The organism is Bradyrhizobium sp. P2_E8 (assembly GCF_056403875.1).
Genome location: NZ_JBFUES010001473.1, coordinates 1 through 1,286, shown reverse-complemented (window position 1 = coordinate 1,286; position 1,286 = coordinate 1). Strand labels below are relative to the sequence as shown.

At 63.8% G+C, this 1,286-nt stretch carries 1 protein-coding gene and 1 pseudogene; both read left to right on the top strand.

What is annotated here, in order from left to right; all coding sequences use genetic code 11:
- Positions 1-322: pseudogene (locus tag AC1D00_RS41535) on the top strand (caspase family protein); the annotation flags it as partial.
- A gap of 37 nt (positions 323-359) precedes the next feature.
- Positions 360-1,286: caspase family protein (locus AC1D00_RS41530; RefSeq protein ID WP_477014696.1), on the top strand; the 927-nt coding region annotated here is incomplete at its 3' end.

Genomic DNA, 1,286 nt, shown 5'->3' with positions numbered 1-1,286 from the left:
GGTCTGCCCGCTGGTGTGCGATCACGGCTTCAAGGCCGACGGTGATGCTTGCGTGAAGATCACCTGCCGCGCCGGCTATCGCATCAATGACGACAATGAATGCGAGAAGGTGCAGGACAAGAAGCCGGTCGCGGCCCGCGAGGATGCCAAGAAGCGGGACACGGAGCGGAAGCAAACTGAAGCTGCACCAGCAAAGCCGCAGGCTTCGGGCCAGATGTATTGCGGGCCGGCCGGATGCCGACCCGTAGCCAAAGGGTGTCACCTGGATACCCAGCCTCGCAATGGCAATATCATTACTTCGCCTCGCGAAATCTGCAATTGAGCGGCCGTCGGAGGCTGCTTCGTGACTTGGGGCTGCAATGAGCGCGCTTCGTTTTCTCTTGTTGATTCTTGCCGTTGGGCTCGGCTGCGGTCCCGCAATGGCCGAGAAGCGCGTCGCGCTCGTGATGGGCAACTCGGCCTACAAGAACGTGGCGAGGCTCGCGAACCCCGCGAACGATGCCGCGCTGGTCGGCGGCATGTTCAGGAAGGCCGGCTTCGATACGGTCGACGTCAAGCTCGACCTGAACGTGGTCGACATGCGCAAGGCGCTGCGCGAATTCGGCAGCAAGGCCCGCGAGGCCGATGTCGCGGTCATCTACTACGCCGGCCATGGCATCGAGCTTGACGGCACCAACTACCTGATCCCGACMGATGCCGCCTTGGAGACCGATACCGATGTTCTCGACGAGGCGTTCCCGCTCGACAGGGTGCTGTTTGCCATCGAGCCGGCCAAGCAACTGCGCCTCGTCATCCTGGAYGCCTGCCGCGACAATCCSTTCGCCAAGACCATGAAGCGCACGGTGGCCTCAAGGGCCATCGGCCGCGGCCTYGCCAAGGTCGAGCCGACCAGCCCGAACACCATGGTTGCCTTCGCGGCCAAGGCGGGCTCSACCGCCTCGGACGGCGACGCCAAGAACAGCCCGTTTGCCACCGCTCTCGTCGAACGCCTGCCGATGCCGGGSCTCGATCTGCGCAAGGCSTTCGGCTTCGTMCGCGACGACGTCCTGAAGAACACCGGCTACAAGCAGGAGCCCTATGTCTATGGYTCGCTCGGCGGCGACGACGTGCCGCTGGTCGCAGCGAARCCTGTGGTYACCGCGCCGCAAGGGCCGACGGCAAACCCTCAGGACGGGATCCGCCGGGACTATGAGCTTGCCCTGCAGACAGGAAACCGGGACGGATGGGAAGCATTCCTCCAGGCTTATCCACCGGGACGGATGGGAAGCATTCCTCCAGGCTTATCC